Annotated in this window: 22 protein-coding genes; 16 read left to right on the forward strand and 6 right to left on the reverse strand. The window is 64.8% G+C overall.

The features are described 5' to 3' along the window. The 14 genes from QA645_RS28305 to QA645_RS28370 are packed head-to-tail and all read left to right on the forward strand — an operon-like array spanning window position 1 to window position 14,596. Window positions 1–834, forward strand: a complete 834-nt coding sequence (locus QA645_RS28305) for a phosphoenolpyruvate hydrolase family protein (RefSeq protein ID WP_283044748.1) — start codon at window positions 1–3, stop codon at window positions 832–834. A 26-nt stretch (window positions 835–860) separates the two neighbouring features. Beyond that, a complete protein-coding gene (locus QA645_RS28310; protein ID WP_283044749.1) occupies window positions 861–3,767 on the forward strand; it encodes a flotillin family protein in 2,907 nt (968 codons plus the stop codon). 10 nt (window positions 3,768–3,777) lie between these two features. After that, window positions 3,778–4,215 carry an SRPBCC family protein gene (locus QA645_RS28315; protein ID WP_283044750.1) on the forward strand — a complete coding sequence of 146 codons (438 nt, stop codon included), beginning with the start codon at window positions 3,778–3,780 and terminating at the stop codon, window positions 4,213–4,215. Window positions 4,216–4,218: 3 nt separating this feature from the next. Next, on the forward strand, window positions 4,219–4,662 hold the full coding sequence (locus QA645_RS28320) for an SRPBCC family protein (protein ID WP_283044751.1): 444 nt from the start codon (window positions 4,219–4,221) through the stop codon (window positions 4,660–4,662). Next, window positions 4,663–5,481, forward strand: coding sequence for an FAD binding domain-containing protein (locus QA645_RS28325; RefSeq protein ID WP_254192928.1), 819 nt, complete (start codon window positions 4,663–4,665; stop codon window positions 5,479–5,481). Between the two features lie 6 nt (window positions 5,482–5,487). Beyond that, a complete protein-coding gene (locus QA645_RS28330; RefSeq protein ID WP_254130405.1) occupies window positions 5,488–5,964 on the forward strand; it encodes a (2Fe-2S)-binding protein in 477 nt (158 codons plus the stop codon). 12 nt (window positions 5,965–5,976) lie between these two features. Then, window positions 5,977–7,572 (forward strand): molybdopterin cofactor-binding domain-containing protein, encoded by a 1,596-nt coding sequence (locus tag QA645_RS28335; RefSeq protein WP_283044752.1) that lies wholly within the window; start codon window positions 5,977–5,979, stop codon window positions 7,570–7,572. Next, window positions 7,573–8,595, forward strand: a complete 1,023-nt coding sequence (locus QA645_RS28340; protein ID WP_254130403.1) for a molybdopterin cofactor-binding domain-containing protein — start codon at window positions 7,573–7,575, stop codon at window positions 8,593–8,595. Between the two features lie 12 nt (window positions 8,596–8,607). Further along, a complete protein-coding gene (locus tag QA645_RS28345; protein WP_254192926.1) occupies window positions 8,608–9,489 on the forward strand; it encodes a MoxR family ATPase in 882 nt (293 codons plus the stop codon). After that, complete coding sequence (locus tag QA645_RS28350) at window positions 9,486–10,607, forward strand: VWA domain-containing protein (protein WP_283044753.1); 1,122 nt, start codon at window positions 9,486–9,488, stop codon at window positions 10,605–10,607. The genes QA645_RS28345 and QA645_RS28350 overlap by 4 nt, the downstream gene beginning before the upstream one ends. After that, a complete protein-coding gene (locus QA645_RS28355) occupies window positions 10,604–11,488 on the forward strand; it encodes an amidohydrolase family protein (RefSeq protein WP_283044754.1) in 885 nt (294 codons plus the stop codon). The genes QA645_RS28350 and QA645_RS28355 overlap by 4 nt, the downstream gene beginning before the upstream one ends. 30 nt (window positions 11,489–11,518) lie before the next feature. Next, on the forward strand, window positions 11,519–12,367 hold the full coding sequence (locus QA645_RS28360; protein ID WP_254130399.1) for an N-acyl homoserine lactonase family protein: 849 nt from the start codon (window positions 11,519–11,521) through the stop codon (window positions 12,365–12,367). A gap of 21 nt (window positions 12,368–12,388) precedes the next feature. Next, window positions 12,389–13,966, forward strand: a complete 1,578-nt coding sequence (locus tag QA645_RS28365) for an isochorismatase family protein (protein ID WP_283044755.1) — start codon at window positions 12,389–12,391, stop codon at window positions 13,964–13,966. Window positions 13,967–13,969: 3 nt separating this feature from the next. After that, complete coding sequence (locus QA645_RS28370) at window positions 13,970–14,596, forward strand: NAD(P)H-dependent oxidoreductase (RefSeq protein WP_283044756.1); 627 nt, start codon at window positions 13,970–13,972, stop codon at window positions 14,594–14,596. 62 nt (window positions 14,597–14,658) lie between these two features. On the opposite strand, the gene QA645_RS28375 is transcribed toward QA645_RS28370, so the two are convergent. Beyond that, on the reverse strand, window positions 14,659–15,648 hold the full coding sequence (locus QA645_RS28375) for a tripartite tricarboxylate transporter substrate binding protein (RefSeq protein ID WP_283044757.1): 990 nt from the start codon (window positions 15,646–15,648) through the stop codon (window positions 14,659–14,661). Between the two features lie 369 nt (window positions 15,649–16,017). Between QA645_RS28375 and QA645_RS28380 the strand changes: the two genes are divergently transcribed. Then, complete coding sequence (locus QA645_RS28380) at window positions 16,018–18,858, forward strand: winged helix-turn-helix domain-containing protein (RefSeq protein WP_283044758.1); 2,841 nt, start codon at window positions 16,018–16,020, stop codon at window positions 18,856–18,858. A gap of 81 nt (window positions 18,859–18,939) precedes the next feature. Here QA645_RS28380 and QA645_RS28385 read toward each other — a convergent pair whose 3' ends face one another. From QA645_RS28385 to QA645_RS28395, 3 genes are all read right to left on the reverse strand, one after another. Further along, the gene (locus QA645_RS28385; RefSeq protein WP_283044759.1) at window positions 18,940–19,878 is read right to left on the reverse strand and encodes an aldo/keto reductase; all 939 of its coding nucleotides are present in this window, start codon (window positions 19,876–19,878) and stop codon (window positions 18,940–18,942) included. Window positions 19,879–19,970: 92 nt separating this feature from the next. Further along, the gene (locus tag QA645_RS28390) at window positions 19,971–21,467 is read right to left on the reverse strand and encodes a DHA2 family efflux MFS transporter permease subunit (protein WP_283044760.1); all 1,497 of its coding nucleotides are present in this window, start codon (window positions 21,465–21,467) and stop codon (window positions 19,971–19,973) included. Then, complete coding sequence (locus QA645_RS28395) at window positions 21,464–22,609, reverse strand: HlyD family secretion protein (protein WP_283044761.1); 1,146 nt, start codon at window positions 22,607–22,609, stop codon at window positions 21,464–21,466. The genes QA645_RS28390 and QA645_RS28395 overlap by 4 nt, the downstream gene beginning before the upstream one ends. A 139-nt stretch (window positions 22,610–22,748) precedes the next feature. Here QA645_RS28395 and QA645_RS28400 point away from each other — a divergent pair, with 139 nt between their 5' ends. Further along, the gene (locus QA645_RS28400) at window positions 22,749–23,372 is read left to right on the forward strand and encodes a TetR/AcrR family transcriptional regulator (protein ID WP_283044762.1); all 624 of its coding nucleotides are present in this window, start codon (window positions 22,749–22,751) and stop codon (window positions 23,370–23,372) included. A 93-nt stretch (window positions 23,373–23,465) separates the two neighbouring features. Here QA645_RS28400 and QA645_RS28405 read toward each other — a convergent pair whose 3' ends face one another. After that, window positions 23,466–23,759 carry a DUF1330 domain-containing protein gene (locus QA645_RS28405; protein ID WP_283044763.1) on the reverse strand — a complete coding sequence of 98 codons (294 nt, stop codon included), beginning with the start codon at window positions 23,757–23,759 and terminating at the stop codon, window positions 23,466–23,468. A 2-nt stretch (window positions 23,760–23,761) separates the two neighbouring features. Then, a complete protein-coding gene (msrA, locus tag QA645_RS28410) occupies window positions 23,762–24,277 on the reverse strand; it encodes a peptide-methionine (S)-S-oxide reductase MsrA (RefSeq protein WP_283044764.1) in 516 nt (171 codons plus the stop codon). Window positions 24,278–24,293 lie beyond the last annotated feature (16 nt).

The following is a 24,293-nucleotide window of genomic DNA, read 5'->3' on the forward strand; positions in this document are numbered from 1 at the left end:
ATGGCCCGGTTTGAACGCGCGACCCTGTTGAAACGGTTTCGTGAGATGGCGAAGCGCGGCGAGCCGATCGTCGGCGGCGGTGCCGGTACCGGCCTGTCGGCCAAATGCGAGGAAGCCGGCGGCGTCGATCTCATCGTGATCTACAATTCCGGCCGCTATCGCATGGCGGGTCGCGGCTCGCTCGCAGGCCTCATGCCCTATGGCGACGCTAACGCCATCGTGCTTGAGATGGCCGGTGAAGTGTTGCCCGTCGTCAGCAAGACGCCGGTGCTCGCCGGCGTCAACGGCACCGATCCATTCCGCGACATGGATGTGTTCCTCGACCAGCTCAAGTCGCTCGGCTTCGCCGGCGTGCAGAACTTTCCGACCGTCGGCCTGATCGACGGCGTGTTCCGCGCGAACCTCGAGGAAACCGGCATGTCCTACGCGCTGGAGATCGACATGATCGCCAAGGCACGCGAGAAGGATTTGCTGACGACGCCTTATGTCTTCAGCGAGAAGGAAGCCGCCGCGATGGCCATCGCCGGCGCCGACATCATCGTCTGCCATCTCGGGCTCACCACCGGCGGTACGATCGGCGCGCAGACCGCGCCCAAGCTCAAGGACTGTCCGGCGCGCATCGACATTTGGGCGTCGGCCGCGCTCAGCGTCAACCCGGACATCCTCGTGCTCGCTCATGGCGGCCCGATCGCGGATCCGGCGGATGCCGATTTCATCATGAAGAACACCCGTTACTGCCACGGCTTCTACGGCGCCTCCTCGATGGAGCGGCTGCCGGTAGAGCGGGCTTTGACGGAACAGGTACGCAAATTCAAGGCGATTGGCGCGCCCTAACGCCTGTCAGATTGAGGGAGGGAAACATGTCAGGGATCCTGGTCGGCGAGTTCATCCTCTGGCTGATCGTCGCTGTTATCGTGATCGTGGTTGGCGTCTACATCGTCAACTGGCTGTATCACCGCTCCTCCAAGGAGGTGTCGTTCGTCCGGACCGGCTTCCTCGGCGAGCGCGTGGTGATCAACGGCGGTGCCTTCGTGCTGCCGTTCATCCACGACTACACGCCTGTGAACATGAACGTGCTGCCGATGGGCATCGTGCGTTCGCGGCAGGACGCCGTGATCACCCGCGACCGCATGCGCGTCGACATCGAGGCCGACTTCTACGTCCGGGTCCAGGCCACCCGCGAAGCCGTCTCGATCGCCGCCGCGACGCTCGGCCGCCGCACCATGGAGCCGGAACAGCTCCACGCGCTGCTGGCCGGCAAGTTCATTTCCGCGATCCGATCGGTCGCATCCGAAATGACCCTCGAAGAGATGCACGAACGCCGCGGCGACTATGTCACACGCGTCAAGACCAATGCCGCCGAAGCGCTCGCCCAGAACGGCCTCGAGCTCGAATCCGTCGCCATCACCGATCTCGACCAGACCGATCTCGAATTCTTCAATCCCTCGAACCGCTTCGACGCCGAAGGCTTGACCCGGCTGATGGAGGACATCGAGGCCAGGCGCAAGTTGCGCAACGACATCGAGCAGGACTCGATGATCAAGATCCGCACCCGCAATCTGGAAGCCGAGCGTCAGGCGCTCGAGATCGAGCGCGAGAGCGAGACCGCGCGGCTGGAGCAGGAACGCGATATCGAGATGCGCCGCGCGCTTCAGCGCACCGAAGTCGCCCGCGAACGAGCGCTGCGCGAAACCGAGGCCGAGCAGGCCCAGATCTCGGCGCGCGAGGCGATCGAACGCTCCCGGATCGCCAACGATCAGGCGATTGCCGAGGCCCGTATCGCTTCCGAGCGCGAGACGCGCCAGAAGGAGATCGAGCGCACCCGCACCATCGAAGAGAAGGAACTGCTCGCCCGCGAGGATATCGAGAAGACCCGGATCGCCAACCAGCGCTCGATCGACACGACACGCATCGCGTCGGAACGCGAGGTCCGCCAGCACGAGATCGAGCGGATGCGCACGGTCGAAGAAGCCGAAATCGCGGCACGCGAGGCGATCGAGAAGGCCCGGATTCAGCAGGACCGCGTCGTCACCGATGCCCGCATCGCCAATGAAGAGGAGACGCGGCGCCGCGAGATCGAGCGCACCCGCGCCGTCGACGAGGCCGAGATCGCGGCCCGCGAAGCCACCGAGAAGGCGCGCATCGCCCAGACGCTGATCGTCAATGTCGAGCGCATCTCCTCGGACGAGCGCACCCGCGCACTGGAGATCCAGCAGGTGCGCTCGATCCAGGAAGCTGAAATCGAGGCGCAGCGCGCCGTGGAGGCTGCCCGCATCGCCCGCGAACGGACGCTCGCCGCCGAGCGCATCGCCGCCGAGCAAAACACGCGGCAGCTCGAAATCGAGCGCAACCAGAGCCTCGAAGTTGCCGGCATTGCAGCGCGTGAGACCACCGAGGCCTCCCGCATCGCGCAGGAGGAACGTGTCCGCTCCCTGGAGATCGCTCGCAACCGCGCCGTCGAGGAGGCCGACATCGCCTCGCGCGAGGCGATCGAGGCAGCCCGTATCGCGCAGGAGAAGACCGTCGCCGCCGAGCGTATCCAGGCCGAGCGCGACACCCGCTCGCTCGAAATCGAACGCACCGGCATTCTGGAAGCCGCCGAGTTGAAGCGGCGCGACGCCATCGAGCGCCAGCGCATCGTGGTCGATCTCGCGCTGGAGGCCGAACGGATCAACTCCTCGAAGAAGCGCGAGGTGCTCAATATCGAGCAGAAGAAGGCGATCGAGATCGCTGATGAGGACCGCGTCATCGCCCTCTCCGCCAAGAAATCCGAGCGGATCGATGCCGACCGCCAGGTCCGGCAGGCCGAGATCGTTGCTCGCAAGGAGGTCGAGACCACCGACGTCTCCCGCGAGCAGGCGCTGGAAGCCGCCCGCCTGGAACGCCGCCGTGCGATCGAGCAGCTCGAGGTCGCCCGGGTTCAGTCGCTCCAGGAGGCCGAGATCGCCTCCCGCGAGGAGGTCGAGCGCGCACGCATCGCCTCCGACCGCGGCCTCGACGAGGCCCGAATCGGCCGAGAGCGCGAGTTGCGCAAGCTCGAGGTCAATCGTGAGAAGGAGGTCGAGACGGTCCTGATGGAGAAGGCAATCGCGATCCATCAGAAGTCGCTCGAAGAGTCCGCCGCCAAGGCGATGGCTGAGGAGGCGCGGATGCGGGCCACCGAAGCGACCGAACGCGTCATCACGGCGCGCGAGAGCGAGATCGCAAAGCGTCGCAGGACGGTCGAAGTCATGATCGCGGAGAAACAGGCCGAGGAGACGCGAATTGCCGCCGAGGCCGAACGTATCCGCGCGGCTGTCGAGGCCGAGGCGCAGCGGATGCTCAACGAGGCCGAGAACGTGCTCACCGATCAGGCGCGCTACTCGCTGTTCCGCCGAAAACTGCTCGACCGCATCGAGGGCATCGTGCGCGAGAGCGTCAAGCCGATGGAGAAGATCGAGGGCATCCGCATCCTCCAGGTCGACGGCCTCAACGGCAACGGCGGCGGGGGCAATGGCGGCCGCAGCGCCACCGACGAGGTGATCGACTCGGCGCTGCGCTACCGTGTGCAGGCGCCACTAATCGACTCCCTCCTAGCCGACATCGGCGTCGAGGGCGGAAATCTCGCCAAAATGCCGGGCCTGATCCGCGAAGCCCGCGACATGCAGGGCATCAAGGAGTCCGCGCGCAAGAGTGGCGGAGGCGGCGACAAGCCGGCGGCGTCGCCGCCTGCAGCTGAGGGCGGTGGCGAGCCGTCGGCCGAGCGCGGTCCGCGGAAGAAGAGCTGAGGTCAAATCCATGCCCCGCGTCTACGTCTCCACCGTCGTCAATGCGCGCAACGATCGCGTCTGGGCGCGTGTGCGTGATTTCAACGGCCTCCCCAACTGGCATCCCGCGATTGCTGAGAGCCGCATTGAAGGCGGCGAGCCCTCGGACAAGATCGGTTGTGTGAGGGATTTCCGTCTGCGCAACGGCGACCGCATCCGCGAGAAGCTGTTGGGCCTGTCCGACTACGACATGTTCTGCACCTACTCGATCCTGGAATCCCCGATGGGCGTCGAGAACTACGTTGCGACCTTACGGCTGACGCCCGTCACCGACGGCGACCAGACCTTTGTGGAATGGACTGCCGAGTTCGACTGCGCGCCGGAGCGCGAGAACGAGCTCGTCGGCAACATCGGCGGCGGCGTGTTCCAGGGCGGGTTTGACGCACTCAAGCGCGTGTTCGGAGGTTGATCCGTGCCGCATATCGTCAAAAGCACGATCCTGGACGCGCCGACCGATGCGGCGTGGGCCATGTTGCGTGATTTCAACGGGCACGATCGCTGGCATCCCGCGGTTGCGACCTCCTCGATCGAGCGCGCGCAATCCTCCGACAAGATCGGTTGCGTCAGGCGGTTCAAACTGAGGGATGGCGCCGAGCTGCGCGAGCAATTGCTGGCACTGTCCGACCTCGAACAGAGCTTCAGCTATTGCCTGCTCGATACGCCGATCCCGATGTTCAACTACGTCGCGCATGTCCGCCTGCTGCCGGTCACCGACGGCGACCGCACCTTCTGGCACTGGGAGTCGCGATTCACGACCAAGCCCGAAGACCGCGACCGCATCACCCACATGGTCGCCGAAGACATTTACCAGGCCGGGTTCGAAGCAATCCGCCAGCATCTGAAGGAGGCCGCCTAGATGGCCGTGACAGTGAAGACTTTCGCCAGTGCCAGCGAGGCGGCCGGCGCGCTGTCCTCGGACCGCACCGCGCGATATCTCGGCGGCGGCACGCTGGTGATGCGGGCGCTGAACGAGGGCGATGTGTCGATCTCGACGGTCGTCCGCGCCCAGGACCAGGCGCTAACCCGGATCGATGCTTCCGGCCCGCGCATCACGCTCGGCGCCGGCGTCACCTTCGCACGCGTCCTTGCCGAACGCGACCTCGGCTTCCTCCACGCCCCCGCCCGTTCGATCGGCGGCCCTGCCGTGCGCAACATGGGCACCGTCGGCGGCAATCTCTTCGCGCCAAATCCCTATGGCGATTTCACCGTCGCGTTGCTGGCACTCGATGCCACCGTGGCCGTCGCAGGCGGCTTCGGCTCGCGGGATATCCCGATCGAAGAATTCTTGCAGGCGCGCGAGCGACAGGCCGGAACGTTAGTCTTGTCGGTCTCCTGCACCCGGCCGGCAAGCAGCGAGGCATTCCGCTATCGCAAGATTGCCCGCATCAAGCCAAAGGGCGGCTCGGTCATCACGCTGGCTGCGCATCTACCGATCAGCGGCGGCCGGATCGCGGGCGCGCGGATCGCATTGGGTTCGATGGCACCGACCCAGATCCGCGCCCGCGCCGCCGAGCGGGCACTGGAGGGCCGCTCGCTGGACGCCGCGACCATTGCGGCGGCCGCATCCGCCGCCACCGAGGGAACATCGCCATCCGACAACGCGCTCGGCAGCGCCTGGTATCGCCGCGAGATCGTCGGCGTCCACCTGCGCCGCCTGCTGTCGGGACAGGAATAAGCGGTCATGTCCAAAATTCCCCTGCAATTCCGACACAACGGCCGCGACGTCGCGATCTTCGTCGATGGCGGCACCAATCTCCTAGTCGCGCTGCGCGAGCTGATCGGCGACATGACGCCGAAATTCGGCTGCGGCCAGGGCGGCTGCGGCACCTGCAGCGTGCTGATCGACGGCGAGCTTCACCTCTCCTGCCTGACGCTGGCGGAGACCGTCGCCGGCCGCTCCGTCGAGACGCTCGACGGCATGAAGCAGGGCCCGAACCTGCATCCGCTGCAGCGCGCCTTTGCCGACCAATTTGCCGCTCAGTGCGGCTATTGCACGCCGGGCATGCTGATGGCCGCAAAAGCCCTGCTCGATCGCAATCCCTCGCCGAGCCGCGATGAGGTCATTGAAGCCATCTCCGGCAACATCTGCCGCTGCACCGGCTACGAGCCGATCATCAATGCCATCCTCGCCGCCGCTGGCGGCCGGGTCAGCGCCTAAGGGAACGCGACCATGCTGGAACTTCGCAAGGACATCTTCGCCGACGAGCGCGACGACAATCTGAAGGAGATCGGCAAAGGCACGCAACGTCAGGACATGCTCGGTCACGTCACGGGCACGTCCAGCTATTTCAACGACCACAAGCTGCAGGGCATGCTGCATCTGAAAGTCGTCCGCTCGACGCAGGCGCATGCGAGGATTCGTCGCATCGACACGGCCGAGGCCGAGCGCTCGTCCGGCGTGCGCCGGATCATCCGCGGCGCCGACGTGCCGGTGAACCTCAACACGCTTTTGAGCCTGATCAATTTCGGCAAGGACGACGAGCCGTCGCTTGCCGTCAACAAGGTCCGTTACAAGGGCGAGCCGATCGTCGCCATCGTTGCCGACAGCGAGCGCGAGGCCTTTGAAGCGATCGCCAAGGTCAAGGTCGATTACGAACCGCTCGCGGCCGTGTTCGACGTCGAGGACGCGCTGAAGCCCGGTGCGCCCGTGGTCAATGAGACCTATCCCAAGAACACCTTCACCTATCACGAGACCTACGACCACCAGCGGCTGCGCTTCGGCGACGCCGACGCGGCGCTGGCGACCGCCGACCACGTGCTCGAGCAGCGCTACCAGATGTCGCCGATCGAGCATGCACCGACCGAGACCAATGGCGCGATCGCAGCCCCGGACACCAACGGCCGTTATGTCGTCTACACCTCCACGCAGGCGCTGTTCTTTTCGGTCGACACCTGCGCAAAGATCCTGGACGTGCCGTCCAACACCTTCCACTTCATCGGCGGCACCGTCGGCGGCGGTTTTGGCGGCAAGGTCGATACGCTGACCGAGCCGCTGGCCATCCTCGGTGCGATGCTGACCGGGCGGCCCGTGCGCTACGTGTTCGGACGCGAGGAGGAGATGCAATATGGGCCGCCACGCGGCGCCGAACGCATCTACATCAAGGATGGCGTGATGCGTGACGGCCGCATCGTCGCGCGCAAGATCCGCGCCTATTTCGACAGCGGCGCCTATACGCGGCTATCGAGCTACGCCGCGGTGAAATGCGCCGCGCATCTGCCGGGCCCCTACACCATTCCAAACGTCTATGGCGACGTCTATTGCGTCTTCACCAACCGCACGCCAGCGACCGCCATGCGCGGTTTCGGCGTGACCGCGATGGACTTTGCCATCGAGTGCCAGATGGACAAGCTGGCTCACATCATCAACATGGATCCGATGGAGTTCCGGATCCTCAACGCCTATCGCGACGGCGACATGAAGGCGCACCGGCGCGAAGCCAAGAACACCGCGTTGATCGAATGCGTCCAGGTCGCGGCCGAAAAAGCAAAATGGCCGCTCCGCGAGGAGTTCAAGCGGGCCTCCTCGCGCAAGGACGGCGGCGGTAGCCGCGCCGTCATCCCGCCGACCCCCACGGATTCGTCGCGCGCACGGCCTACCGCCCCGGCGCAGCAGCGCACCAGCTACGATCGGTTGCCGCCGAGCGTTACGCGCGAACCGCCGCGAGAGCCGCCACCACCGGCTCCTCCGCCGCCCGCGCCGCGGCCGACTGCGCCGTCGCATGGCGCGACCCGTTTCTCCTCCGTCTTTGGCACCAGGAGGCGCTAGATGGCCCGGCACCGCGGACGCGGCATCGCGTCGATCAATTATCCCATCGGCATGAATCTTGGCGGCGACCCCAGCCAGGCGCTGGTGCATTCCAACCCGAGCGGCAAGTTCACGGTGGCGCTGTCGTCTATCGATCTCGGCCAGGGCATGAAATCGGTGACGCGGCAGATCTGCGCGGAGACGCTGGGCGTGCCGGTCGAGGATGTCTATGTCGACACCGCGGATTCCGACACCGGCCCACATTGCATGGGCTCGTTCGCCTCACGCGGGACGCATCGCGTCGGCAACGCGGTGATGGCGGCGGCCCGCGAGGCCCGCGGCGTGATGATGGAAGCCGCCGCCGAGGAACTGGAAGTCAACGCCGCCGATCTCGAAACCGACGGACGCGGCAACATCCACGTCAAGGGCGCGCCGCATCGCTCGATCTCGACCAAGGACGTCGCGATCGCGGCGCAGTTCAAGCAGGGCAAGACCATCTCCGGCCGCGGCATCTTCCTGGTGCCGCTCTCCGAAGTGAATCCGGAGACGGGCGAGATGTCGCCCGCAACCTGCTACGCCCACGCCTGCCTCGTCGCCGAGGTCGATGTCGACGACGAGACCGGCGAGGTCGCGATGGTGCGGATGGATTCCGCTTACGAGCTCGGCCGTGCCCTCAATCCACGCCTGGTCGAGCAACAGCTGGTCGGCGGTGCCTGGATGGGTGTCAGCCATGCACTCTACGAAACGCCCGAACCTTACTATCCCGAGCCCGTACACGGCCCGCGCGATTTCGTCGAATATCTGATGCCCGGCCCCGGCGATATCTGCCCGCACGATATCGCCGTGCTGGAGCGCCCCGCGCCTGATGGGCCATTCGGAGCCAAGGGTCCCGGCGAGATGTGCGCCAACCCCGTGCTGCCGGCGGTTGCCAACGCGATCTTCAACGCGGTCGGCGTGCGTATCGACGATCTGCCGATTACGCCGGAAAAAGTGCTGCGCGCGATCAAAGCCCAGGGCGGCGCGCGGCCGCAGGCGCGGCGCTAGAGGTTTCGGTTGATGGCGGTCCGCAGCAACATCGTCGGCATCGACAGCCCGGAGGCGCTTGAGAGAGCGTTGCGCGCGGCCTATTACCTCGCCGACGAGGGCCTCGCGACCGCCGCCTATCTCGGCCTCGCGCTCGGCAAGCCGCTGCTGCTGGAGGGCGCGCCGGGTGTCGGCAAGACGGAAGCGGCAAAAGCCATCGCCGCCGTGCTCGGCCGCCGATTGATCCGCTTGCAATGCTACGAGGGTATCGACGCCTCCGCCGCGCTCTACGAATGGAACTATCCGCGCCAGATGCTGGCGATCCGCCAGGCCGGCGACGAGAGCATCGATATCTATGGCGAGACGTTCCTGATCGAGCGTCCTATGCTGGCGGCGTTGCGCGCGCCCGACTCGACGGTGCTGTTGATCGACGAGATCGACCGCGCCGACCAGGAGTTCGAAGCCTTCCTGCTCGAATTCTTGTCCGACTTCCAGATTTCGATCCCCGAGCGTGGCACGGTACGCGCCGCCGAACGCCCCGTCGTCGTGCTGACGTCGAACCGCACGCGCGATCTGCACGAAGCCTTGCGCCGCCGCTGTGTCTATCACTGGATCGACTATCCCACCGAAGAGCGCGAGGCGCGCATCATCATGCTGCGGGCCTCCAGCGTTGCAGAGGCCACCGCCCGCGCCGTCGTCGCAGCCGTCGGCAAGCTCCGTCGCGAGCCGCTCAGCAAGGCGCCCGGCATCGCCGAGGCCGTCGACTGGGCCGAGGCCGCAACGCTCCTGCACAAGGGCGGCGCGCGCTGGCCCGACGCGTTCAAGCGCTCGATCGGCGTGGCACTCAAGGATGAGGAGGACCTGCACTTCATCTCGCCCCGGCTCGACGCCATGCTCGCGGAGGCAACCGCATGAGCACCGAGCCAGAGCTTCCGCGCGCCGCGCGCATCTTCGTCTCCTTCGTTGCGTTGTTGCGCGCCAACGGCTTTGCCGTCGCCCCGGAGCAGACCACCGCATTCCTCACCGCGATCGAACTGCTCGGCCCGCGCGACCTCCGGGATATCAGGCACGCGGCACTGGCCACCCTCGCCCCGCCGCCCGAACGTCGCGCGAGTTTTGATCGCCTGTTCGATCTCCACTTCCGCGGCAGCGAAGCGCTGGAGCGCGCCGACGATGGCGAGGACGACGAGACCGTCCGCCTGCAGGAGGAAGGCCGCGGCGACGAGGAGCCGCTGTTCTCCGACGACGCCAATGAATCCGGCCTCTCCGCGACCCGCACCGAGGCGCTGGTTGAGCGCCGCTTCGCGCAGCTTTCCACCACAGATGCACTTCGCCGCCTGTCGCGTGAGGCTCCCCGGCGGCTGCCGCGGCGGCGTGGCCATCGCCGCATGCGGGCCCGCCGCGGTCCCTTTGCTGATCTTCGCCGCACCTTGCGCGACTCTGTCCGCAGCGACGGCGAGATTTTGCGGCTCGGCCATATGAAGCGTCGCCATCGTCCGCGAAAGCTCCTGCTGCTGATCGACGTTTCCGGCTCGATGAAGAGCCGGACTGAAGACAACATGAAGCTGGCCCATGCGCTGATGCAGGCGGCGCCGAACGTCGAGGTCTTCACCTTCGGCACGCGGCTGACCCGCGTCACCCGTGCGCTGCGGCTGAAGCGACGCGAGCAGGCGCTGAGTGCGGCAGCCCATCTCGTCAGCGACTGGGACGGCGGTACACGTATCGGCGATGCGCTGCAGGCCTTCCTCGCTGTCCCCCGCTTCGGCGGGTACGCCCGCGGGGCGGCCGTGGTCGTCGTCTCGGACGGACTGGAGCGCGGCGCGCCGGACGCGTTGCGCGACGCGGTCGCAAGGCTGTCGCGGCGAGCCTGGCGCGTGAGCTGGCTGACGCCCCTCGCGGCCGGCCCGGGCTTTCGCCCGCAAACCGAGGCGCTCATCGCCATCGAGCGCTTCGTCGACGATCTCGTCGACGGCGGATCGAGCGCGTCGATCGTCGCGCATGTACTGGCATTGGGACGAAGGAGAGTTGCGTGACCGAGATTGTCGACGGCCATCATCATATCTGGCGGCAGGCCGACCTGCCCTGGCTGGTCGGCCCGATGCAGCCCCGCATCTTTGGACCTTACGAAGCCATTCGGCGCGACTATCCGATCGAGGAATATCTCGACGACCTCAGGGGTAGCGGCGTCACCCGCTCGGTCTACGTCCAGACCAATTGGGCCAACGACCGTTTCGAAGACGAAGCCGCCTGGGTGCAGCAGATCGCCGACAAGCACGGCTGGCCGCACGCGATCGTTGCCTACGCCGATTTCGCCGTGGACGACGTCCGCCCGCAGTTAGACCGCCTGAAGCGCTATCCGCTGGTGCGCGGGGTGCGGATGCAGCTGCACTGGCACGAGAACCCGCTCTATCGCTTCGCCGCCAAGCCCGATCTCTGCATCGATCCCATGGTCCGGCGCAACGTCGCGCGGCTCGCCGATTACGGCTGGAGTTTCGACCTGCAGGTGTTCACGCCGCAGATGCCGGACGCCGCAGAACTCGCGGACTCCTGCCCCAAGGTGACTTTCATCCTTCAGCATGCCGGCATGCTCGAAGACGCGTCGCCGGCAGGACGCGCCGCCTGGCGCGCCGGCATGGCCCGGCTCGCGACCTGCCCGAACGTGGTCTCGAAGCTCTCAGGGCTCGGCACGTTCATTCATCGCAACGACCCCGCGCATATCGCTGCCGTGGTCGCCGACACCGTCGCGATCTTCGGTGCCGAGCGCTGCCTGTTCGGCTCCAATTTCCCGATCGAGAAATTGTGGACCAGCTACCGCGAGCTCGTCGACGCATTTCGTGCCGCGACAGCCCGGCTGAACCCCGAGCAACGGGATGCGATCTTCAGAGGCACCGCAACGCGCGTCTATCGGCTTTGATGGATGAAAACGGAACAGGGAGGGAAACGAATGGCGCTGGAGATCAAGATCCTGGACTACGGCGATATCGAGCTGGAATCGAGCTTCCTGGTGCTCGGTCGCGACTGCGGTCGCACCCGCCGCGTCCTCACGCTGGGCTTTCTGATCCTCGGCGGCAAATATCCGGTCGTGGTCGACACCGGCTATCGCTCCAACCAGATCATGGAGACGCTGGGCATGCGCGGCTTGCAGTACCACGAGCACATGATCGAGAACCAGCTTGCCCGCCACGGCGTGCGTATGGGCGACGTGCGCTTCGTCTGTCACACGCATCTGCACATCGACCACGCCGGAAAGGACGATCTGTTCCCGATGAACACGACGGTCGTCGTCAACCGCAAGGAGCTCGAATACTCCGTCTCCGGCCTGATGCATCCGCAATACCCCGCGCCCGACATCAAGCATCTGATCGACCGCCTGCACACCAAGAGCGCGCTGCGTTTCCTCGACCTGGAGATCACCGGCCCCGTCGAGCTCATGCCCGGCGTCTATTGCGACGCGGCCAACGCCCACACCGAGGGCTCGATGAATATCATCGTCGAGACCGCCGACGGCATCGCCACCATCTGTGGCGACGTGATCTACGATTTCAACGACCAGATCGTCACGCCTTTCAACGAGATCCACGACGCGGAGCCACGCACCACCGGCAATCACGGCACCAGCAAGCGCGCCGAGAAAGCGTCGATCAAAAAGCTCCTCAGCAACTCGCGCTATCTGCTGCCGGTGCATGACCGCCCCGCCAAGATCGAAGGCGGCAACGTCGTCGGCCGGCTCCACGATCAGGTCCCGGGCCCCGTCGTGCAGTCCCTGCCCGCGCGCAACTGGTTCCCCGCCTGATGTGTTCGAAGGATCCGACCGATGACCCACGTCACCTTGCGCTCCGAATTCGAAACGCTGATCGATCCCTACGCACCCGTTGCGCAGGTCGGAACAGGCTTTGATTTCACGGAAGGGCCGATCTGGCATCCGGTCGATCATTACCTCCTGTTCTCGGACATGCCGGGCGACGTGCGCCGGCGCTGGGATGCACGGCGCGGCGTCACCGAGATCAAGCGTCCGTCGAACAAATGCAACGGCATGACCTACGACGCCGAGCTCAATCTGATCGTCTGCGAGCACGCGACCTCATCGTTGATCCGCGAACGCCCGGACGGACGGCGCGAGGTGCTCGCCTCGCACTTTGGGGGACAGGAGCTCAACAGCCCCAACGATGTCTGCGTGCACTCATCAGGCGCGATCTATTTCTCGGATCCCTGGTATGGCCGCATGCCGGTCTATGGCGTCGAGCGGCCGCGCCAGCTCGGCTTCCAGGGCGTCTATCGCGTCGTGCCCGGCAGCGAGCCGACGCTCGTGGTCGACCGCAATCTGTTCGACCAGCCGAACGGACTGTGCTTCTCGCCCGACGAGAAACTGCTCTACGTCAACGACACCGTGCAGGCGCTGATCCGCGTGTTCGACGTCAATGCCGATGGCACGCTGTCGAACGCGCGGGTGTTCGCAAGCGGCATCCGCTCCGAATTGGAGCCCGGCCTGCCCGACGGCATGAAGTGCGACCAGCACGGCAATGTCTGGGTCACCGCGCCCGGCGGCGTCTGGGTCTATTCGCCGCGCGGCGAGCTGCTCGGAAAGGTTCGCGTGCCCGAGCTCGTCGCCAACCTCGCCTGGGGCGGACCGGATTTCCGCACGCTCTATTTGACCTCGACGCATTCGGTCTACGCCATCCCGACCAAGGCCGGACCGCGCCACGAACCCTATATGAGCGGCAGGCGCAGCGGTGGCGGCGCCGCGAGCGCCGGCCCTGCAGCTGCGGCGCCGATCCTGGTCGACGGCGAGTTACGCCTCGATCCGAACCGCTGCGCCATGATCATCCAGGACCTCCAGAACGACGTCATCATGGATGGCGGCGCGTTCGCCGAATCCGGCGCGCCCGGTCATGCCAAGCAGCAGCACGTCGTCGAGAACGTCCGTCGCCTGGCGGAAACGGCGCGCGCGCGCGGCGTCACCATCATCCATGTCTGGTTCGTGGTCGAGCCCGGCGCGCCGGGCGTGACGCTGAACGCACCACTGTTCGAGGGTCTCGTCGACAGCAAGGCGATGGTGCGTGGCAGTTGGGGGGCAGCGCCCGTGTCTGGTCTGGAGCCGCGGCCCGGCGATTTCGTGGTCGAGAAGATGCGGATGAGCGCCTGGGAAGGCACGCGGCTGGAGACGATCCTCAAAGCCACCGGCCGCGATATGATCATCAACACCGGCGCATGGACCAACATGTCGGTCGAGCACACCGCACGCACCGGGGCCGACAAGGGCTATTTCATGATCGTGCCGGAAGACTGCTGCTCGACCATGAATGCCGACTGGCACTCGGCCTCGATCAACTTTGCCATGCAGAACGTCGCCGTCGTCACCCGCGCGGACGCCGTCATCAGAGCGCTGGGATGAGCGGTGGCAAAGCTCTTGCACCTTTCCTGTTCCCCGCGTGCCGATTCCGAGTCGAGCGCCGGTGCACGACTGTTCCTTGACCGCTTTCAACAGGCCCGCCCCGATTGGGACATCGACGTCGTCGACCTCTGGCACGAGCGCATGCCGGAGTTTGCCGGCCCCATCGTCGAGGCCAAATATGCACGGATGAAAGCGGAGGCCTTCACCGACGCGCAGCGGGACAGTTTTGCGGAAGCCGAGCGGATGGCGCTGCGCTTCTCGCTGGCCGAACGCGTGCTGATCTCGACGCCGATGTGGAATTTCGGCATCCCTTACAAGCTGAAGCAGTGGTTCGACATCGTCATCCAGCCGGGCCTGACGTTCCGCTTCGATCCGGCGCAGGGCTATCTTCCGCTCCTCAAGGACCGGCCGACCATCGTCATTCTCGCCTCTGGCAGCGACTTCGCCACCGGCATGAACCGCGGCCGCATCGACATGGCGACGCCGTACTTGCGCGAGGCACTCCGCTTCATCGGCGTCAGCGACGTGCGCTTTGTGCCGATCGGCCCGACGGCGGGCCCAGCCGAGCCGATCCGCGCCGCCCGCGACACCGCCCACCGCCGCCTTGCCGAGATGGCGAAGCGGTTCTGAGCTGGGCTCGCGATAACGACCTACCGCAGAAGGCGTCTCGATTGCTTCGGCACAGCGTCGGCTTACTGCGATTTGAGCCCGATCGTCTTGATCACAGGAGCAAGGCTTGCCGTAGTGGCATCGACAATTCGCTGAAACTTGTCCGGGCTGGAATCGCCGTCCGGTTCCATGCCCTGAGAGCGATACGATTCTTGCAATCCGGGATCGGACATCGCTGCCCGTGTCGCCTGCGCGATCCGGTCGATGATCGCATCGTCCGTCATCTTGTGCGCGAACAGGCCGAACCAGCCCTCATAGCTGAGATCCGGCATGCCGGATTCAATTGCGGTCGGAATGTCGGGCGCGCCGCTCAAGCGCCGTTCGGTCGTGACCGCCAGCAGCCGTATTCTGCCGGCACGGCCGAGTTGCTGCAATTGAACCGACATGACGGCAACAACGAGAGATATCTGACCGGCGACGACGTCATTGGTCGCTTGCGAGCTCCCTCGATAGGGAACATGGACGATGTCAAGTCCGCCTGCCTGCTGCTTGAACAATTCGCCGACGAGGTGATTGCCGGTGCCGATACCTGGCGTCCCATAGGACAACTTGCCGGGGTTGGCCTTCGCGTACGCAATCAGGTCTTGCAGATTGGCTGCCGGCAGCGAGGGGCTGACAGCGAATACCAGCGCACTGTTGATCAAGCGATAGATGGCGCGGAAATCGTCAACGGCGTAGGCGGGATTTGGCGTCGTCAGCGGGACGATGACCTGCGTGCTGCCATTTCCCAGCAGAAGCGAATAGCCGTCGGGCTTCTCGCGTGCGACCGATGCCGTCCCGATGGCGCCACCCGCACCGCTGATATTCTCGACAAAACTCGGACCGAGCTGCGATGACATTCGCTCGACCCAGGGACGTCCGATCTGATCGCCTGGGCCGCCAGCCGCATACGGGATCACCAGCCGGATCGGCCTGGAGGGATAATCAACCGCGTTTCCACAACGTGGAAATCCGGCGACCGTCGCGGCAAACGCGGCCGCATTGACGAAGTCTCGCCGCGAGAGGGAGGGCATGTCCTATTCCCAAAGTATCTTTGATCAGTGGCGGGACCGGCTCCCAAGAAACCATTCGCAGCAGGACGCCGCCATCGTCAATGGCACCGCAAACGGCGGGGCAACCAAGGCTTGTGGGCAAAGTGAGAGTCCCCATCCGTTTTTCGGTATGGTCCCCTGCGTAGAGCTGACAGCTGAACAGATGAGCCGACTTCATCCACCAGCCTAAGCCATTCATCTTAAAGCGATATTTCAAACGAACAGAGTGGATCGAAGCGGCATCGCGCGGACCAGAAGCCACACCCGCTGCTTTCGTCCAGTTTACTGTACGCTTCGTTCTGATAGACAAAGTCAAACATATTTGACTCCCTGCCGAGGGGGCTATGGTGCGTGCCAGACGATAACAACCATGACTCGGCCATTTCTTTTGGGCCATTTCGACTGTTTCCGAAGTCCCGACTCCTGGAGAAGGACGGCGCGCATCTTCACGTCGGAGGCCGCGCGCTCGACATCCTGATCTTCCTGGCCGAGCGCCCCGGCGAAGTCGTCGACAAGCGCGAGCTGGTCAAACGCGTCTGGGCCGACGTGAATGTCGACGACGGCAGCCTCCGCTTCCACATCGCAGCGCTGCGCAAGGCCCTCGGCGATACCGGCAAATCCGCCCGTTATGTCGTCAACGTCCCCGGGCGCGGCTATTGCTTCGTCGCATCGCTCGCCCAGGTCGCTCCCGCTCTTCCTGCTGCCCCGATTGATGTCTCCCTGCCCCGCTCGCTTCCCGCGCCGCTCGCACGGGTGATCGGGCGCGACGACGTCATCGAGAAGATTTCGACCGGGCTGGCACTGCATCGTTTCGTCACCGTCGTCGGCCCCGGCGGCATCGGCAAGACCGCGGTGGCCGTGACCGTGGGCCATCGCAGGCTGGCCCATTTCGACGGCAACGTCTTCTTCGTCGACTTCGGGCCGGTGAGGAAGCCCGAACTCGCCGCCATCACCATCGCATCGACACTGGGGCTGTCCATCAATGCGGAGGATCCGGTCCCGGCGCTGCTGACGCATCTGCAGGCGAAACCGACGCTGTTGATCTTCGACAGCTGCGAGCACGTGCTGGAGACCCTCGCGCCGCTGGTCGAACGTCTGGTTCGCGAGGCACCGCGACTGCATGTGCTCGCCACCAGCCGCGAATCCTTTCGCAGCGAAGGCGAACGGATCTTTCGACTGTTTCCGCTCGACTGCCCGCCCCGGCGCGACGATCTCGCCGTGGCCGACATCCTCGCCTATCCGGCAGCCCAGCTCTTCATCGAACGTATCGCACAGAGCTCCGGACCATTTCAGCTCAGCGCGGAAGAAGCACCGTTGGTGGCAGACATCTGCCGCCGCCTTGACGGCATCGCGCTCGCGATCGAGCTCGCGGCGGGGCGCGTCAATGCCTATGGTATCGCCGGCACGGCGTCCCTGCTCGACAGCCGGTTTTCGCTGCAATGGCGCGGCCGCCGCACGGCCATTCCGCGACACCAGACGCTCAGCGCCGCGCTGGACTGGAGCTACGACCTTCTTCCCGCACCCGAGAGCGCGATCTTGCGAAGATTGTCGGTGTTCGTCGGCCCGTTCACGCCGGAGGCGGCTGCCGCCGTCGCGTCGGGCGATGGGCTCAGTGCAACGGCGACCATGGAGGCGATCGACAATCTCGTCACGAAATCGCTGATTGCACCGTCCGGCGCGCGGACACTGCGTTATCGCCTGCTCGATACCACGCGCACCTACGCGCTCGGCAAGCTGAACGAGGCCGGCGAAGCAAAGCGGATCGCGCGACGGCACGCCGAATACTTTCGCGACCTGTTCGAGCGGGCTGAGGCCGAAACATCCGCGCCGCTGTCGGACTGGCTTGGCGTCTACGGCGCGGAGCTGGACAATCTGCGCGCCGCGCTGGACTGGGCCTTTTCGCCGGATGGCGATGCGCAGCTCGGCATCGCGCTGACGGCGGTCGCGGTCACGCTCTGGATTCGCCTATCGCTGTTCTCGGAGTGTCGCGAGCGCGCCAGAACCGCACTCGCCGCGCTGGGAGACCACGGCGACGAGCGGGTACGCATGCAGCTGCTGGCGGCGCTCGGCTGGTCGCTGATGTATGGGGAAGGACGCGCGCGCGAGGCGCGCCCGATCCTCGAGGCCACGTTGGAGCTGGCGGACAGGCTCGACGACAAGGATTTCCGGCTGCGGGCGCTCTGGGGCCTGTGCATCGACCAGTTCAACAACGGCGCGTTCGGCAAGGCGCGCGTGCTGGCCGATCGCTTCGCCGAGGCCGCCGCGAGTTCACCCGACAAGACCGATCTCATGCTGGCCGACCGGTTGACCGCCGTGGCGCTGCATTATCTCGGCGACCAGAACGGAGCCCGGATTCGCATCGACCGGGTGAATGCCTCCCTGCATGTGCTGGCCGAAAAGCCAAAGATCTTTCCGCTCGATGTCAGGCTATCGACGCAGTATTTCCGTGCCCGCATCCTGTGGCTGCAGGGTCATGCGGATCAGGCCCTGGCACTCGCCGAGCAGAACATCCATGAAGGCCGAGCCAATGGCCACGCGCTGACATTCTGCAGTGTGCTCGGACAGTCCGGCTGTCCGATCGCCTTTCTGGCCGGGGACTACGATGCTGCCGAGCGCTACGGAGCCGAGTTGCTCGAACATACCGATCGCCACGCCATAAAACTCTGGAGCCTGTGGGCGCGCGCTTTCAATGCCCTGGTCATCGCCAGGCGCACGGACGTCGAGACAGGCCTGCCGCTGCTGCGCGACGAGCTCAATCGCGCTGGCGATGCGCGTTTCCTGCCGCGCTTTCTTCCCCTGCTCGGCGAGTTGGCGGCGTGTTTCGGACAGGCCAACCAGATCCATAATGGCTTCGACACGATCGAGAACGCGTTGGCACGTTGCAACGACAGGCAGGAACGCTGGTATCTGCCGGAGCTGCTCCGCATCAAGGGTGAGCTGATGCTGAGAGAGACACCCCAGTCGGAAGCCGCCGACGCATGCTTTCACGAGGCGATGGATCTGGCGGCGCAGCAGGGCGCCGACTTCTGGCAGTTGCGATGCGCCATCAGCATCGCGCAACTCAGGATCGGACGCGACCAGCGCGCAGAGGCGCTTGCGGTTCTGGAGAAGGCCTGCGCCGCGATGACCGAGGGATCGGGTATCGCCGACATGCGGATCGCCCAGGGCCTCATCGCGCAATTGCGCTCCTGACCCACGCGTCCACGATCCAAGGGTTCGCCCCAAGCCCCTCGCCGCGTCCCGTTCGCAGAACGCGGCTCCGCATTCCTCGCGTCATCCCGCCCGGGGAATGAATCCGGGCACGCCGGTTTCGACCACCGTGTTGAACCTGACGTTTGTCGTGATCTCGGCCCGTATCTCCCGCATGGCGTCTTCAGGCAGCGTCGAAATATCGAAGTTTTCCCGGATACGCCGAGGATTGGTCGAAGTCGTCAGGAAAGCGGTGCCGCGCTGGACAGCCCAGGCCAGAGCAATCTGAGCCGGTGTCTTGTCGAGGCGCTCCGCGATGGTGGTGATCACCGGGTCGGCCAGGAGGTTCGGCTTCATGGCGTGTCCCAGCGCTGCAAACGCCTGGAGCACGATCCCATGCTCGCGACAGAAGTCGAGCAGCTCCCATTCGGGCAGATACGGATGCGATTCGACTTGCACCATGGCTGGCCTGATCCGCGCAACCGCAACGATCTCGCGCAGCTTCTCCAGGGTGATATCCGACAGGCCTATCGACTTGCAGTGGCCCTCGTCGACAAGGCGCTCCAGCGCTCCCCATGTCTCCGCCAACGTCACGCCTGAATCATAGATGACCTGACCGCGCTCGTCTCTCGGGTCTTGCTCGTCGCTGGGTTGAAAGGCAAACGGCGTATGGATGATGTAACAGTCGATATCGTCGAGTTGCAGCCGCCGGCGGCTGGCGTCGAAGGCAGCCTTGACTCGTTCCGGCCGGTGATTGGTGTTCCATAGCTTCGTCGTCACGAACAGGTCTTGGCGCTGAAGATTCCCCGCCTTGAACGCCTCCCGCAACGCATCGCCAACCGCCGCTTCGTTGCGGTAGCGCTCGGCACAATCGAGGTGTCGAAATCCCGCCTCCAGTGCAGCCTTGGTGGCCTGCTTGGTCACGAGCGGATCCGGAATGAGCGTGCCAAATCCCACGGCGGGAATCGCACCGGACCCATGGGTTGGAATCTTCGTATAACGAAGTGAATCGGACGACGTCATGCTGATGCTCCTTTGTTTGGCCTCGGCTTATGCACAAGCGGCACGAGGTGATCGAAATTGACGATGCGATGTCATTTCACAGTTCCCCGGCGTTAACCGGCGGGCCGCGGCTTGCGGAGAAAGAACACGAGCGGGATCACGACGAGCATGGCGAACATCAGGATCTCGAACTGGTCGATGACCGCGACTGTGGCCGCCTGCCGCGTCACCATGCCGTTGAGCGCAGCAAGGCCCGGCTTGCCGATCGAGCCTCCGAAATAAGCGGCGACACGATAGGGCGTCAGGTTCTTGGCGAGTGCGACGTGCACGGCCTGCGTGTTGGCGTAGAAGAACAGTTGGACCACGGCGATGCCGATGGTGCTGCCATAAAGGCGCGACAGGTTGATCAGCGCGCTGCCTTCCGGACGACGTTTCGGATCGAGCGTGCCGAACGCGGCCCTGGCGAGCGTCGGCAGCAACATGCCGATACCGGCGCCCTGGAGCAGGCCTGCCTCGACCACCGGCCGCCAATCCATCGCCGGTGAATAGCCGAGCATCAGCCAATTGGCATAGACCACCAGCGTCATTCCCCCGATGAGGAACGGCCTGCTATCAACCTGCGCTGGAACCAGGCTCGTCAGCACCAGCGCCCCCACAAGCGCCACACCGCGCGGAATGGTCATATAGCCCGTGGTATCGACGGGGTAGTTGAGCAATTCCTCGAGCATCGGGGACGTCAAGGCCAGGGTCGGCAGCAGGACGAAGCCAAGCGCAAATGAGATCACCGTCGAGAGCACGAGATTGCGGTCCCTGAACAGTGCCGTGCGAAGAAAATGCTCCCTGGTCGTCATGACGTGGACGATGAAGAGATAGAATCCAAGGACCGAGGCGATCGCTTCGACCCAGATCTCCGTCGAGGCAAACCATTCGAGGCGTTCGCCGCGGTCAAGCAGCATTTGCAGCCCGATCATGCCGACGGAGAAGGTTGTCAGACCGAAGAAGTCAAAGGACTGGCTCCGCTCCGCCCGCTTCTCGCTCAGCGATTGGGCCATCGTCAGGAAGATGAATGCCGTCATCGGCAGGCTGAAATAGAAAATCGACGGCCAACCCTGATATTCACTGAGCCAACCGCCAATGCCGGGGCCACTGCTGATGCCGAACAAGGAACACACGGTCCATGCCAGGCTCATGCGGGCATGTCGCGCCGGCGGCGTCACCTCGAGCAGGATCGCCAGCGAAAGCGGCGCAAGCGGCCCGCTCGCCGCGCCCTGGAGGATCCGGGCCAGCACAAACTGGATGGACGTGGTCGCGAGTGTATCGAGCACTAGGCCAAGCACGAAGATCGCCACGGCGACCTGATAGACCTGCTTTCGGCCATAACGTGCCGCCAACCACTGCGCGATCGACATGGTCACGGCACTCGCGGCGATATAGGACGAAAAGACCCAGCCGACCTCGTCATTGGCCATCGAGAGCGTCGCCTGAATGTGCGGCAGCGCGGCGTTCGGTATCGAGATGTTGGCGGCCTGCATGTAGGTCGCCAAGAGAGCAGCCGCGGCGATCGTGTGATGCCTTCCGTTGGCGGCGGCTGACGGGACTGTCGTACTCATTTGCCCTCCGTCGCGAACGCGGGTCGGAGCAGATGCAGCCAGGTGCGGCGATAGCCGGTATCGACCCGCGCCGTCACGCTGATGCCCGAAAACAGGGGACGGGTCGGATCGAGATCATCGAGTTCGAGACGCACCGGCAAACGCTGAACGACTTTGACCCAGTTCCCGGTTGCATTCTCGGGCGGCAGCACCGAGAAGTCCGATCCGGTGCCGGGGCTCATGCTGTCGACATGCGCCTTGAACTTGCGATCAGGATAAGCATCGACGTCGATCGTCGCTTCTTGACCGGGATGCATGTGGGTCAGACCGGTTTCCCGAAAATTCGCCTCGACCCAGACATGTCGGCTCGACAGCAGGGAGAATGTGGGCGCGCCGGCATTGACGAAGCCGCCGATCTGCAAATCATCGACCTTCGTCACGATGCCGTCGTCGGGCGCTGTCACGCTGGCATAAGAGAGATCGAGCCGCGCGCGATCGAGCTGCGCCTTTGCCGCGCGAACCGTCGGGTGGCGATCGACGTCGATATCGGGATCGCCGCTGAGCGCGACGATCGTGTTGGCGATCTGTTGTTCGATCGACGCCGTGCGATGGCGGGCGACCTTCATATCCGTTTCGGCCCGCTCGTAGACTGCGCGCGGCGTGAAGTCGGAAGCCACGAGCATTTTCTTGCGGTCGAACTCGCGCTCGTCGAAGGCAGCCGAATCCTTTGCGGACTGCAACTCCGACTGCTGCTGACGGTAGGTCGCCTTGAGAGATTCGATCTGGAGCCGCGCGCTGCCAAGCCGGGCCTCCGCCTGATCGACGGCGATCTGATAGGGCTCCGGATCGATCCGAAACAGGACCTGCCCCTGATGAACGCGCTCGTTGTCGCGCACTGCGATCTCAATCGCCTGACCGGAAACCCGGGCGTTGATGGTCACTTTCGCGGCTCGAACGAATGCATCGTCGGTCGAAACGTATTGCTCCTGGGCCAGATACAGTGAGGCGCCGAACACGGCCACAATGATCGGCACGGCCAGCATCAAGGGCCGGCGCAGCCGCGTCCCGAGTTCCGCTCGGACCGACTGGCCAACAGCTTCGCTCCCGCCGAAACTCATGCGATCGCCCCACCAGCCGGCGATTGGCGCGAAATTGAAACGCATCGAAATCCTCGCCTTCAATTAGCTAACGTTCGTTACAAATACGGTCCCCTGAACCGGCAATCAAGCCTCCGCATCTTGATTTTTATAACGGTCCATACAAATATCTGTAACCAGGCACGACAACCGGGGTCTTGACGATATGGCGCGAAAAACCAGCGAAACGAGTCCTGCACGCCGCGGACGGCCACCCGCCTACGACGCTAAAACGGCCCTCAAGCGAGCAACCGAAACCTTTTGGAAGACCGGCTACTCCGGAACTTCGCTGGACAAGGTCGCGGCGGCCACCGGCATGAGCCCGCCGAGCCTCTATGCAGTCTTCGGCAACAAGCACGCACTCTACCTCGAGGCGCTCGCCCGCTATTGGGACATCAGCCTCGCCGCCACGCGCGACGCCCTCGCGGGGGAGCACCCCCTAAACGAAGCGCTGATGCTTGCCTACGACGCGGCCCTTTCCATCTACTTTTCGGGCAAGGGACACGCCCGTGGTTGCTTTGTCCTCGGAACTGCGGTTACCGAGACCGCAGAAGATGCGGCGATCCGAAAGAGCGTTGCGACAGGACTTCGCGCGATCGACGCTGATTTCGAGGCACGATTCCGTCTTGCAAAGGACAAGGGCGAACTGAAGCGCGATGCCGATCCCGCGGCGCTCGCCATCCTGGCGGCGGCCACGATGCATACGATCGCAATCCGGGCCCGCGCCGGTACCTCCCGCGCCGAACTGAGGGAGCTTGCCCGCAAGGCGGTGGATGTGATTTGCGGGTGACAGACGGGGGCACGGCCAACCGCAACGACGAATGCCAGCGGGGAATGTTCATCTCACAAGCTTCGGTCATCGCTCGGCAACATGTCCTTGGGTTCAGCCCAATCCCTCGACGATGCGGACGTCGCGCTCGCAGGCATTGCCGAGCACCTTGAGCGCGTCCTGATAGGCGGGGCTGTCGTGCGCCGCGACGGCGAGCTCGAGGTTGTCGAACTCGGTCACAGTGGAGCGCTGCGCGATGCCCTGCTCATACACCTTCGCCGCATTGCCACGGGCGAGGAACCGGCCACCATTGGCGATGATGGCCGGACCTGCGAGCTTCGCATAGGCCGCCAACGCCTCCGGATCAGAGATCGAGCGATAGAGGGTGATCCAGTATCCCTTGGCCATCGCTAGCTCCCCGCGGCCACCGCGCGTCGCGGCAGCTTCCAGTCGGGCCGGATGAAATGACAGGTGTAGCCGTCAGGATAGCGTTCGAGATAATCCTGATGCTCAGGCTCAGCCTCCCAGAGTTCGCCAAGGGGGGCGACTTCCGTCACCACCTTGCCGGGCCACAGACCCGATGCCTCGACATCGGCAATGGTGTCTTCGGCGACGCGCTTCTGCTCGTCCGACGTGTAGAAAATCGCAGAGCGGTAGCTCGTGCCCCGATCATTGCCCTGGCGGTTGAGCGTGGTGGGGTCGTGGATCTGGAAGAAGAACTCCAGCATGGTGCGAAAACTGGTCTTCGCGGGATCGAACATGATCTCGATCGCTTCGGCATGACCTTCGTGATTGCGATAGGTGGCGTTCTTCACCCGACCGCCGGTGTAGCCGACCCGCGTCGAGATCACGCCGGGCTGCTTGCGGATGAGATCCTGCATGCCCCAGAAGCAGCCTCCGGCCAAAACTGCGCGCTCTGTCGTCATTTGATGCTCCATCTCG

The organism is Bradyrhizobium sp. CIAT3101 (assembly GCF_029714945.1).
Classification (GTDB): Bacteria; Pseudomonadota; Alphaproteobacteria; order Rhizobiales; family Xanthobacteraceae; genus Bradyrhizobium.

What these genes read in the sequence shown, in the direction of transcription:
- QA645_RS28360 (WP_254130399.1), top strand. Translation starts at nt 11,519, where the DNA reads ATGGCGCTGGAGATCAAGATCCTGGACTACGGCGATATCGAGCTGGAA.
- QA645_RS28385 (WP_283044759.1), bottom strand. Translation starts at nt 19,878, where the DNA reads ATGACGTCGTCCGATTCACTTCGTTATACGAAGATTCCAACCCATGGG.
- QA645_RS28305 (WP_283044748.1), top strand. Translation starts at nt 1, where the DNA reads ATGGCCCGGTTTGAACGCGCGACCCTGTTGAAACGGTTTCGTGAGATG.
- QA645_RS28350 (WP_283044753.1), top strand. Translation starts at nt 9,486, where the DNA reads ATGAGCACCGAGCCAGAGCTTCCGCGCGCCGCGCGCATCTTCGTCTCC.
- QA645_RS28340 (WP_254130403.1), top strand. Translation starts at nt 7,573, where the DNA reads ATGGCCCGGCACCGCGGACGCGGCATCGCGTCGATCAATTATCCCATC.
- QA645_RS28405 (WP_283044763.1), bottom strand. Translation starts at nt 23,759, where the DNA reads ATGGCCAAGGGATACTGGATCACCCTCTATCGCTCGATCTCTGATCCG.
- QA645_RS28390 (WP_283044760.1), bottom strand. Translation starts at nt 21,467, where the DNA reads ATGAGTACGACAGTCCCGTCAGCCGCCGCCAACGGAAGGCATCACACG.
- QA645_RS28335 (WP_283044752.1), top strand. Translation starts at nt 5,977, where the DNA reads ATGCTGGAACTTCGCAAGGACATCTTCGCCGACGAGCGCGACGACAAT.
- QA645_RS28365 (WP_283044755.1), top strand. Translation starts at nt 12,389, where the DNA reads ATGACCCACGTCACCTTGCGCTCCGAATTCGAAACGCTGATCGATCCC.
- QA645_RS28395 (WP_283044761.1), bottom strand. Translation starts at nt 22,609, where the DNA reads ATGCGTTTCAATTTCGCGCCAATCGCCGGCTGGTGGGGCGATCGCATG.
- QA645_RS28345 (WP_254192926.1), top strand. Translation starts at nt 8,608, where the DNA reads ATGGCGGTCCGCAGCAACATCGTCGGCATCGACAGCCCGGAGGCGCTT.
- QA645_RS28400 (WP_283044762.1), top strand. Translation starts at nt 22,749, where the DNA reads ATGGCGCGAAAAACCAGCGAAACGAGTCCTGCACGCCGCGGACGGCCA.
- QA645_RS28315 (WP_283044750.1), top strand. Translation starts at nt 3,778, where the DNA reads ATGCCCCGCGTCTACGTCTCCACCGTCGTCAATGCGCGCAACGATCGC.
- msrA (WP_283044764.1), bottom strand. Translation starts at nt 24,277, where the DNA reads ATGACGACAGAGCGCGCAGTTTTGGCCGGAGGCTGCTTCTGGGGCATG.
- QA645_RS28325 (WP_254192928.1), top strand. Translation starts at nt 4,663, where the DNA reads ATGGCCGTGACAGTGAAGACTTTCGCCAGTGCCAGCGAGGCGGCCGGC.
- QA645_RS28330 (WP_254130405.1), top strand. Translation starts at nt 5,488, where the DNA reads ATGTCCAAAATTCCCCTGCAATTCCGACACAACGGCCGCGACGTCGCG.
- QA645_RS28375 (WP_283044757.1), bottom strand. Translation starts at nt 15,648, where the DNA reads ATGCCCTCCCTCTCGCGGCGAGACTTCGTCAATGCGGCCGCGTTTGCC.
- QA645_RS28310 (WP_283044749.1), top strand. Translation starts at nt 861, where the DNA reads ATGTCAGGGATCCTGGTCGGCGAGTTCATCCTCTGGCTGATCGTCGCT.